The organism is Streptomyces sp. NPDC005181, assembly GCF_040608395.1.
Taxonomy (GTDB): domain Bacteria; phylum Actinomycetota; class Actinomycetes; order Streptomycetales; family Streptomycetaceae; genus Streptomyces.
Window position 1 is genome coordinate 63,474 of sequence record NZ_JBEXID010000037.1, and the last position, 9,453, is coordinate 72,926.

Annotated in this window: 10 protein-coding genes; 2 read left to right on the top strand and 8 right to left on the bottom strand. The window is 70.8% G+C overall.

Going from position 1 to position 9,453, the window contains the following annotated elements; all coding sequences use genetic code 11:
• Window positions 1-80: 80 nt before the first annotated feature.
• Genes ABZV38_RS23225 through ABZV38_RS23235 form a run of 3 tightly spaced genes read right to left on the bottom strand, consistent with a single transcriptional unit; the run spans window position 81 to window position 2,114 of the window.
• Window positions 81-986 (bottom strand): NAD kinase, encoded by a 906-nt coding sequence (locus tag ABZV38_RS23225; protein WP_356329792.1) that lies wholly within the window; start codon window positions 984-986, stop codon window positions 81-83.
• Window positions 983-1,798: a TlyA family RNA methyltransferase gene (locus ABZV38_RS23230; protein WP_356329794.1), complete on the bottom strand. Its 816-nt coding sequence runs from the start codon at window positions 1,796-1,798 to the stop codon at window positions 983-985. Before ABZV38_RS23230 ends, ABZV38_RS23225 begins: the two co-directional genes overlap by 4 nt.
• A 7-nt stretch (window positions 1,799-1,805) precedes the next feature.
• Window positions 1,806-2,114, bottom strand: coding sequence for a hypothetical protein (locus ABZV38_RS23235; protein ID WP_356329796.1), 309 nt, complete (start codon window positions 2,112-2,114; stop codon window positions 1,806-1,808).
• Window positions 2,115-2,156: 42 nt separating this feature from the next.
• Between ABZV38_RS23235 and ABZV38_RS23240 the strand changes: the two genes are divergently transcribed.
• Window positions 2,157-2,504: an SCP2 sterol-binding domain-containing protein gene (locus ABZV38_RS23240; RefSeq protein WP_356329797.1), complete on the top strand. Its 348-nt coding sequence runs from the start codon at window positions 2,157-2,159 to the stop codon at window positions 2,502-2,504.
• Window positions 2,505-2,618: 114 nt separating this feature from the next.
• Here ABZV38_RS23240 and ABZV38_RS23245 read toward each other — a convergent pair whose 3' ends face one another.
• From ABZV38_RS23245 to ABZV38_RS23260, 4 genes are all read right to left on the bottom strand, one after another.
• Window positions 2,619-3,437: an ABC transporter ATP-binding protein gene (locus ABZV38_RS23245; RefSeq protein WP_356329799.1), complete on the bottom strand. Its 819-nt coding sequence runs from the start codon at window positions 3,435-3,437 to the stop codon at window positions 2,619-2,621.
• Window positions 3,438-3,514: 77 nt separating this feature from the next.
• Window positions 3,515-4,585 (bottom strand): iron chelate uptake ABC transporter family permease subunit, encoded by a 1,071-nt coding sequence (locus ABZV38_RS23250; RefSeq protein ID WP_356329814.1) that lies wholly within the window; start codon window positions 4,583-4,585, stop codon window positions 3,515-3,517.
• Between the two features lie 5 nt (window positions 4,586-4,590).
• The gene (locus ABZV38_RS23255) at window positions 4,591-5,601 is read right to left on the bottom strand and encodes an iron chelate uptake ABC transporter family permease subunit (protein WP_356329801.1); all 1,011 of its coding nucleotides are present in this window, start codon (window positions 5,599-5,601) and stop codon (window positions 4,591-4,593) included.
• Window positions 5,602-5,804: 203 nt separating this feature from the next.
• The gene (locus ABZV38_RS23260; RefSeq protein WP_356329803.1) at window positions 5,805-6,833 is read right to left on the bottom strand and encodes an HAD hydrolase-like protein; all 1,029 of its coding nucleotides are present in this window, start codon (window positions 6,831-6,833) and stop codon (window positions 5,805-5,807) included.
• A 72-nt stretch (window positions 6,834-6,905) separates the two neighbouring features.
• On the opposite strand from ABZV38_RS23260, the gene ABZV38_RS23265 reads away from it, so the two are divergent.
• Entirely contained in the window at window positions 6,906-8,183 is a 1,278-nt protein-coding gene (locus ABZV38_RS23265; protein WP_356329806.1) for a DUF1015 domain-containing protein, read from the top strand.
• Window positions 8,184-8,241: 58 nt separating this feature from the next.
• Here the strand turns inward: ABZV38_RS23265 and ABZV38_RS23270 are convergent, their stop codons facing one another.
• Window positions 8,242-8,934, bottom strand: a complete 693-nt coding sequence (locus tag ABZV38_RS23270) for a tetratricopeptide repeat protein (RefSeq protein ID WP_356329816.1) — start codon at window positions 8,932-8,934, stop codon at window positions 8,242-8,244.
• Between the last annotated feature and the right edge of the window lie 519 nt (window positions 8,935-9,453).

A 9,453-nucleotide genomic window follows, 5' to 3' on the forward strand; every position in this document is an offset into this window, starting at 1 on the left:
CGGCCGCGGATTCACTCTCGCGTGCGCCGTGCGGCCACGACCTGCGGTTCCACCGCGGTCATCCGGCGCACCACGAGCGATCAGTGCGGGGCGCCCCGCCACCCCGCCACCGGCAGTGCGAACTTCGCCACCAGCCGGTCCGTGAACGAGGCATGGTGCAGCCGCGCCAGCCGTACGGGCACCGCCCCGCGCCGCACCTCGACGCGTGCCCCGGCCGGCAGCTCCACGGTCCTGCGTCCGTCGCACCACAGCACCCCGTGCGGCGTGTGCGGCTGGACCTCGACGGCGAGCACCGAGGTCGGCGACGTCACCAGCGGCTTGGCGAACAGGGCATGGGCGCTGATCGGGACCATCAGCAGCGCCTCGACCTCCGGCCACACCACCGGTCCGCCGGCCGAGAACGCGTACGCCGTCGAGCCGGTCGGCGTCGCACAGACGATCCCGTCACAGCCGAATCCGGTGACCGGCCGGCCGTCGATCTCCAGGACGACTTCGAGCATCCGCTCGGGCGACACCTTCTGCACGGCCGCTTCGTTGAGCGCCCAGTCGGTGTGGACGATGTCGCCGTTGCTGTGCACCAGGACATCGATCGTCATGCGTTCCTCGACCGTGTACGCCCGGGTGACGACCCGGTCGACCACCTTGTCCAGGTCGTCGCGCTCGGCCTCGGCGAGGAAGCCGACCCGGCCGAGGTTGACGCCGAGCATCGGCACCCCGGAGGCCCGGGAGATCTCCGCGCCGCGCAGCAGCGTCCCGTCCCCGCCGAGCACGACCAGCAGCTCACAGCCGTCCACGGCCCCGGGCGTGGCGTCCTCGACCGTCTCCACGGACGGTGGGAGCGGCAGATTGGCTGCCTCCGCGGCAAGAACCCGTACACCGAGTCCGCTGCGCAGCAGCCCTTGTACGACGAGCTCGGCGCTGCGGATCGCGGCCGGCCTGCCGGTATGTGCCAAAAGAAAGACAGTTCGTGCCGCATTCGTCGTCAACGAGGCCCCTCCGCCACTGCACGGTCGACATCTGCGGGATCCAGTTCCGGTGCTCCGGCCCGCAGCCACAGAAAGTACTCGACATTGCCGGACGGCCCGGGCAGCGGGCTCGCGGTCACCCCGCGCACTCCGAGCCCCAGCGCCCAGGCCCGGCGCGCCACCTCCCGTACCGCTTCGGCCCGCAGCTCCGGGCTGCGCACCACACCACCGCTGCCGAGCCGCTCCTTGCCGACCTCGAACTGCGGCTTGACCATCAGGACCAGGTCCGCGTCGGGGGCGGCGCAGCGCGCCAGAGCGGGCAGTACGAGCCCCAGCGGGATGAACGACAGATCGCCGACCACCAGGTCCACCGCCTTCCCGTCGATCGCCTCCAGCGTCAATTCCCGCACGTTGGTGCGGTCCTTGACGGTGACGCGTTCATCGGACTGCAGCGACCAGGCGAGCTGCCCGTAGCCGACGTCGACGGCGACGACATGGCCGACTCCGGCCCGCAGCAGTACGTCGGTGAAGCCGCCGGTCGACGCCCCGGCGTCCAGCGCCCGCCGCCCCTCGACCTTCAGCCCGTGGGGTACGAACGCGGCGAGGGCGCCCGCGAGCTTGTGCCCGCCGCGCGAGACGTACTCGGGGTCGCTGTCGTCCTTGATGACGACGACCGCGGCGCTGGTCTCGACCTGGGTGGCGGGTTTGGTCGCGGTGTTGCCGCCGACGGTCACCCGCCCTGCGGCGATCAGCTGGCTGGCGTGCTCGCGAGAGCGGGCGAGATTACGGCGTACCAGCTCGGCGTCGAGGCGGCGACGTGCCACTCCTGCCACGTTCGGTTCAGCTCCTGTTGTTGTACGAGGGCATCGGTTTGTTGTACGAGGGCATCGGTGCGGGTACGGGCCGGGCGTCCAGCGCGGTCAGCGCATCGCGCAGCCCACGATGTACATCCTCGTACACCTCGATGTGTCCGTCCGCCGGGAGGTGGTCCGCATCGGCCAGCCGCTCCAGCCGCGCGTCCACCTCGGCGTTCCCGGTGGGGGTGCGCACGACGCCGAGGGGCGCGGGGGCGGCGGGGTCGGGAGCGGGCCCGGCCGTCCCTTCCTGCTCCCCGGGCACCGCTGCGGGCTCCGGCATCAAGTCGCTCATGCGGAAACGCTACCGCGAAGGGCTGAGGTACCGTCGATCAGGATGGCGACCATGGCGGAGTGCCGCAGCGCACTCGACAGACTTTCCGACAACCTCACGACGGCCGAGGGCGACGTGCGCAGCGCGGCTGCCCTGGACCGTTCGCTGAGCTGTCACATCAAGGACCTCGCAATCACCTTCACCGGCCGTCTCAAGGGTGGCCGGATCGAGGTACTGGACACGCTCGAGGGCCCGCCGGCGGAGAAGGCCGAGATCCGTCTCGCGATGACCGGCGACGACCTGGTGGCCATGGTGAACGGCGAATTGAACTTCGCAAGGGCCTGGAGCTCGGGAAGAGTCCGCCTGGAAGCAAGCTTCCGAGACCTTCTGCGCCTCAGAACGCTGCTGTAACCCCGACCACGGCAATGAGCGCACGCCGGGCACACTCAAGTGCGTCCGGCGATTGAGGACGAAGCACGCCCGCAGGCCGCGCAACCCACCGCACGGCCACACCCGTCCTCTCGTTCAGGCGCCCACCGAATCCACCACTCGCGCGCCCCGCGCACTGCGCGCGGCCGGCACCACCAACGGCGTCCCCGTCTCCGGATCATCGATCACCTGGCACCGCAGCCCAAACACCCGCTCCACGAGCTCCGCCGTGACCACATCCCCCGGCGCCCCCTCGGCAATGATCTCGCCCTGGCGCATGGCGATCAGATGCGTGGCATAGCGCGCAGCATGGTTCAGATCGTGCAGCACGGCGACCAGCGTGCGCCCCCGCGTCTCGTGCAGCTCCGCGCACAGGTCGAGGACATCTATCTGGTGCTGGATGTCGAGGTACGTCGTCGGCTCGTCCAGCAGCAGCAGCGGCGTCTCCTGAGCGAGCGCCATCGCGATCCAGACCCGCTGCCGCTGCCCGCCGGACAATTCGTCGACATAGCGATCGGCCAGCTCGGCGACACCCGTGGACACCATCGATTCCTCGACAATGCGTTCGTCCTCCGGTGACCACTGCCGCAGCAGCCCCTGATGCGGATACCGGCCGCGCGCAACAAGGTCGGCGACGGTAATGCCGTCCGGCGCGATCGAGGACTGCGGCAGCAGCCCCAGGGTCTTCGCGACCTTCTTCGCGGGCATGCCATGGATCGTCCGACCGTCCAGCAGTACCTGCCCCCGGCTCGGCTTGAGCATCCGTGACAGCGCCCGCAACAGCGTGGACTTCCCACAGGCGTTGGGACCGACGATCACGGTGAACGAGTTGTCGGGGATCCCGACCGAGAGGTTCTCCGCAATGACCCGCTGGTCGTAGCCGAGGGTCACCGAGTCCGCGGTGAGGCGCTGCATGGTCGTACTCCCGGAGTCAGTGGGAAGGGTCATCGATGTACTGGCGTTACGGGACGGATTCACCGTCCGGCGAGCCCTCATATCCGCCCCGCCCTGCGCTCGGAGACGAGCAGCCACAGCAGGTAGCAGCCACCGAGCACCCCGGTGACGACGCCGACCGGCAGCTGCCGGTCACCGAAGGCGTCCATCGCGATCCAGTCGGCGACGAGCAGAAGTGCCGCGCCCATGAAGGCGGCGGGCGCCAGATTGGGTCCGGGCGAGCGAGTGAGCCGGCGGGCCAGCTGCGGGGCGCTCAGCGAAACGAAGGCGATGGGGCCGGCGGCGGCGGTGGCGACGGCGACGAGGAGCACGGCGCAGCCCATCAGGACGAGCCGGGTGCGTTCCACTCGAACACCCAGGGCGTACGCGGCGTCGTCGCCCATCTCCATCATGCGCAGCGCCCGCCCGTGCCCGAGCACCATAGGAATGAACAGGCCGCACACCACCAGCAGCGGCCAGACCTGCGCCCAGTCACGCCCGTCCAGCGAGCCGGTCATCCAGACGACGGCGCGGGTCGCGTCGACCAGGTTGGCCTTGGTGATCAGATACTGGGCGGCGGCGGTGAGCATCGCGGCCGCGCCGATGCCGACGAGCACCAGCCGGTAGCCGTGCACCCCGCGCTTCCAGGCGAGCAGGTAGACGGCGACCCCGGTGAGCAGCCCGCCGACCACCGCGCCGCCCGCGACCGCGGCAGCACCGCCCTGGAAGAGGACGATCACCGTCAGCGCCCCGACCGTGGCGCCCTGGCCGAAGCCGAGCACGTCGGGGCTGCCGAGCGGATTGCGGGAAACGGTCTGGAACACGGCGCCGCCGACCCCGAGCGCCGCGCCGACCAGCAGCCCGACGAGGACCCGTGGCAGCCGCAGGTCGGTGACGATGAATTCCTGCTGGAAGGTGCCGTGCCCGAACAGCGTGCTCACGACCTCGCCGGGCGTCATCGCGTAGTCGCCGCTGCCGATGAGCACGACCCCGGCCCCTGCCGCCACCGCGGCGATTACCACGATCACCACGAGGGCCCGGACGTCCACCCGGAAGGAGAGCCCCCCGCCGGTCCGCACGGCGCACACCGACCGAACCGCGCCGGCTCCACGCTTCGTACGGGTCTTCATTGTCTTCACAGCTGGGCCATCCTCCTGCGACGTACGAGATGGATGAAGACGGGCCCGCCGAGCAGCGCGGTCACGATGCCGACCTGCAGCTCGGACGGCCGGGCGATCACCCGCCCCACCACGTCCGCGCCGAGCAGCAGCACCGGTGAGAGCACGGCCGCGTACGGCAGGATCCACCGCATGTCGGGCCCGGTGATGGCACGCACCAGGTGCGGGATCATCAGCCCGATGAAGACGATCGGCCCGCAGGCGGCGGTCGCCGCCCCGCACAGCAGGGTGACGGCGAGCATCGCGAGGACGCGGGTGCGGACCAGATGGGCGCCGAGCGCCCTGGCGGTGTCGTCGCCCATCTCCAGGGCGTTCAGCGGCCGGGCGATGAGCAGCGAGAGGACGACGCCGACCGCTATGAACGGCCACACCTTGCCGACGGTCTCCATGTTCGCCGAAGCCAGCGACCCGACCGTCCAGAACCGCAGCCGGTCGAGCGCCGCCGCGTCCAGCAGCTGTACGGCGTTGACGTAGCCGAACAGTGCGGCGCTGGCCGCGGTCCCGGCGAGCGCGAGCCGTACAGGGGTCGCGGACCGGCTGCCGCCGAGGAGGTACACCACCACCGACACGATCGCGGCACCGAGGAACGCGAACCAGACGTACCCGGTCAGCGAGGTGACACCGAAGAAGCTGATGGCGGATACGACGGCTGCCGACGCGCCCGCGTTGACCCCCAGCAGTCCGGGTTCGGCCAGCGGGTTACGGGTCAGGGCCTGCATCACCGCACCGGCGAGGCCGAGCGCGGTACCGACGATCAGCCCGAGCACGGTCCGCGGGATACGCACGTCCCGTACGAGGACATCGCCATGGGTCCCGGAGGCGTGGAACAGACCGTGCCAGACATCGGTGAGCGGCAGTGCCTTGGCGCCGATCGCGATACTCGCGAGGCACACCAGCACCAGCGCGACCACGGCGAGCAGCAGCCCCACGGCACGTATCGCAGGGCGCCCGGGGGACGCGGATGTCACCGGCGCGGCTATCGGACCTGCGCTCGGCTCTGGCGGACTCTCGACCAACACGAGGTTAGGTTAGCCTACCCTCCAAAGTTGTCGAGCCGCATGGATCCCCCGCACGCAACGCAGCGCCGGTTACACCCGATTCATCCCGTACGGATCCGCCGCCCGGCGAACGCCCCGACACGCCCGCCGAGTAGCGGATCCCGGACACCGTCCTACAGCCCGAGCTTGGCGACCGCCTTCCCCGCATCCAGCCCGCAGGCACCCTCGCCCGCGTACGACCAGGCAGCCCCGCACAGCGCCCGCAGCCCGTCGAGCACGTCCCCGTCACCCTCCAGCACCAACTCGTCGCCGCGCACCGCGGCCGTCCAGCCACCGCAGCCGAAGCCGCCGACGGTCTCGGTCACCTCGGGCTGCCCGGTCAGCAGCCCCCGCAGGTCCGCATCGACATAGGTCGGCCGGTGCTTGGGCTCGGCCGCCACCAGCTGGCTCGCGTCCGTGACCCCGGTGAGCACGAGCAGCGAGTCCACACCGCCGTTGAACGCACCTTCGATGTCCGTGTCCAGCCGGTCCCCGACCACCAGCGGCCGCTTCGCCCCGGTCCGCAGCACGGTCTCCCGGTGCATCGGAGGCAGCGGCTTCCCGGCGACCTGCGGCTCGGCACCGGTGGCGATCCGTACGACCTCGACCGCCGCACCGTTGCCCGGCGCGATCCCCCGCGCACTCGGAATCGTCAGATCGGTGTTGGACGCGAACCACGGCACCCCACGGGCAATCGCGTACGCAGCCTCAGCGAACCGTCCCCACGTCATGTCGGGACCGCCGTACCCCTGCGCCACCGCCACCGGCTCGTCGTCCGCCGACTCCACCGGCACCAGTCCGCGCTCGACCATCGCGACCCTCAGCCCCTCTCCCCCGACCACAAGCACCCGAGCCCCGGCCGGCAGCTGATCGGCCATCAGCCGGGCCACCGCCTGCGACGAGGTGATCACATCGGCGGGCTCGGCCGGCACCCCGAGTTCGGTCAGGTGCTCCGCAACCGCGGCCGGTGTCCGCAGCGCGTTGTTGGTGACATAAGCGAGATGCATCCCGCCGTCCCGCGCGGCACCCAGCGAGTCGACGGCATGGACGATCGCAGCACCGCCCGCGTACACCACCCCGTCAAGATCGAGCAGAGCCGTGTCGTACGTCTCGCTCAGCGCGGTGCTGCTCCCGCTCGGCCGGGTCCTGCTCGCCTGACTCATATTCCTACGCTCCTCATTGCATGCTTCTCCCCCGATCATCGCGCATCCCCGCAACGCACATACGATGCAGAAATGAACACACCAGGTCCCGTCGCCCAGGGACTGCGCCTGATCCCGTTCCGTGGACTGCGCTATGTCCCCGAGCGGGTAGGCAGTCTCGCCGCGGTGACCTCACCGCCGTACGACGTCGTCGTGCGCCCCGACGGGCTGCACCACCTGGAGTCCGCGGACCCGCACAACATCGTCCGGCTGATACTGCCGCAGGCCGACACGGCCGCCGCGCGCAACGAGCAGGCCGCCGAGACCCTGAACCGCTGGCTCGACGAGGGCATACTCGCCCCCGAGCCCGAGCCTGCGCTCTATGTCTACGAACAGCGCAACGGCGAGATCCTGCAACGCGGCATCGTCGGGGCACTGGCGCTCTCCGCCCCCGCCGACGGCATCGTGCTGCCGCACGAGGACGTGATGGCCCATGTCGTCGAGGACCGGGCCGACCTGATGCGGACCACAGCCGCCCACCTCGAACCGCTGCTGCTGACCTACCGCAGCGAGGGTCACCCGACCGGCGCGACCGCCGTCATCGAGCGCACCATCCACCGGCCGCCACTGCTCGCCACCACCACGGAGGACGGCTACTGCCACAGGCTCTGGGCGGTCACCGACCCGGCCGACCGGTCCGAGATCGAAACCGATCTCGCCCGACGCCAGGCGCTCATCGCCGACGGCCACCACCGCTGGGCCACCTACCTCCGTCTCCAGCAGGAACACACCGTTCCCGGCCCCTGGGACTTCGGCCTGGTCCTCCTGGTCGACACGGCCCGCTATCCGCTGCGGGTCCGCGCCATCCACCGGCTGCTGCACCGCCTCCCGGTCGGCGACGCACTGGCCGCACTGAGCGGCGCCTTCCGTATCCGGGACATCGAGGAACCTCTCCCCGCGGCCGTCGACGCCCTCGCCGAGGCGGCCGCCGAAGGCAACGCGTTCCTGCTCGCCGGCGACGGCCACTTCCACCTCGTCGACCGCCCGGACAAGGCGCTGCTGGCCCGCACCGTCCCGGCCGACCGCCCACTCGCCTGGCGCACCCTCGACGCGACGGTGCTGCACGCGACCCTTCTGGACCACGTGTGGCAGATCCCGGACACCCCGGAGCACATTGCGTACATACATGACACCGAGGCGGCCGTGGAGCAGGCCGAGCGCCACAACGCCACAGCGGTCCTGATGTATCCGGTACGTGAAGAAGTCGTCCGGGACCTGGCCCGACAGGGCGTCACCATGCCGCGCAAGTCCACCTCGTTCGGCCCCAAGCCGGCCACGGGCCTGGTCCTGCGCAGCCTCACCCTCGACTGAGGCCGGAAACAAGGAAGAGGGCGGCACCCCTCGCGGGATGCCGCCCTCTTCTCATTTCCTAGGCCTTGTCGGCCGAGTCTTCACCATCGGCATCGACGTCGGCCGCCTCATCGGCGTCATGGTCGTCGTCCTCGCCGAGAGCATCGACGAACTCGACACCGTCCAGCTCGGCGAGCCGGTCCGACGCGTCGGTGGAGCCGTCCTTGTCGGCCTCCACGGTCTTCGCGAACCACTCACGGGCCTCGTCCTCGCGCCCCGCGGCCAGCAGCGCATCCGCGTACGCATACCGCAGCCGCGGCGTCCACGGGTGCACGGCGCTCGAGGCCAGCTCGGAGCTCTGCAAGGTGACGATGGCGGCATCGATCTGCCCCATGTCCCTACGGGCCCCGGCCGCTACCAGCCGCATCTCGACCTGCCCGGCCTTGTCCAGCTTCTGCACCTCGGGCTCGCCGGCCATGGCCATCGCCCGCTCGGGCCGCCCGAGTCCACGCTCGCAGTCGGCCATGACGGGCCACAGTTCCACGGAACCGGTCATCCGCTTCGCCGCCCGGAACTCGGCCAGCGCCTCCGCGTACTTCTGCGTCGCGTACGCGGCAAAGCCGGCCGCCTCACGCACAGCAGCCACCCGCGAGGCCAGCCGCAGCGCGATACGCGAGTACGCATACGCCTGCTCGGGGTCCTCGTCGATGAGCCGGGCAACCATGACGAGGTTCCTGGCAACATCCTCGGCCAGGGTCTTCGGCAGGCTCAGCAGCTCCTGCCGCACGTCCTTGTCGATCTCGTCACCGGTGACATCGTCGGGGATCGGAAGCCGCTTGATCGGCTCCCGCTCCCGGTCGTCGCGCCGGTCGAAGCCACCACGGTCGTCACGCCCGCGGTAGCCACCCCGGTCCCGGTCGTCCCGCTGCCCGCCGCGGCTGTCGTCACGACGGAAACCACCACTGCGGCTGTCGTCGTCGCGACGGGGCCCACGCGGCCGGTCGTCACGGCGCTCGAAGCCACCACCAGGACGCCCACCGCGGTCGTCATCACGACGCGGCGCACGATCATCACGACGGAACCCACCACCGGAACCGCCACCACGACTGTCATCGCGACGGAAACCACCCCGGTCACCGCCGCCGCGGCTGTCATCGCGACGGAAGCCGCCCCGGTCACCGCCACTCGCGGGCCGACTGTCGTCACGACGGAAACCACCACTGCGGCTGTCGTCGTCGCGACGGGGCCCACGCGGCCGGTCGTCACGGCGCTCGAAGCCACCACCAGGACG

Excerpts from the sequence above, each read along its gene's own strand:
- ABZV38_RS23235 (WP_356329796.1), bottom strand. The coding sequence starts at position 2,114 with ATGAGCGACTTGATGCCGGAGCCCGCAGCGGTGCCCGGGGAGCAGGAA.
- ABZV38_RS23240 (WP_356329797.1), top strand. The coding sequence starts at position 2,157 with ATGGCGACCATGGCGGAGTGCCGCAGCGCACTCGACAGACTTTCCGAC.
- ABZV38_RS23245 (WP_356329799.1), bottom strand. The coding sequence starts at position 3,437 with ATGCAGCGCCTCACCGCGGACTCGGTGACCCTCGGCTACGACCAGCGG.
- ABZV38_RS23250 (WP_356329814.1), bottom strand. The coding sequence starts at position 4,585 with ATGAAGACCCGTACGAAGCGTGGAGCCGGCGCGGTTCGGTCGGTGTGC.
- ABZV38_RS23260 (WP_356329803.1), bottom strand. The coding sequence starts at position 6,833 with ATGAGTCAGGCGAGCAGGACCCGGCCGAGCGGGAGCAGCACCGCGCTG.
- ABZV38_RS23265 (WP_356329806.1), top strand. The coding sequence starts at position 6,906 with ATGAACACACCAGGTCCCGTCGCCCAGGGACTGCGCCTGATCCCGTTC.